Origin of the sequence: Priestia sp. SIMBA_032 (assembly GCF_046535215.1) — a bacterium.
Lineage (GTDB): Bacteria > Bacillota > Bacilli > Bacillales > Bacillaceae_H > Priestia > Priestia aryabhattai.
Map to the genome: position 1 here is coordinate 1 of NZ_JAWRXD010001092.1, position 255 is coordinate 255.

At 35.3% G+C, this 255-nt stretch carries 1 pseudogene; it reads right to left on the reverse strand.

Annotated features, from left to right (window positions below):
* Positions 1-255 (reverse strand): annotated as a pseudogene (locus SB717_RS37715) (MFS transporter); the annotation flags it as partial.

The following is a 255-nucleotide window of genomic DNA, read 5'->3' on the forward strand; positions in this document are numbered from 1 at the left end:
GGTGAAATACCCTGGAAGTTGAGCTAACGTCATAATAAGTACGTATTGGAAACTTTTTATTAAACTAAACCCTTTTAGCACCATTACACTCGGTAACCAAAGGAACATTCCATAATAGGAAAAGACAACACAAAACCATAGAATCCATAGCATAATTGTTGCTTTACGATATTCCCCAGACCAAACTGATTTTATATTTTCAATAACAGATGGTCTTCTTTCCACTTTTTGGAACCTTGGGGAATCCGGTAAATT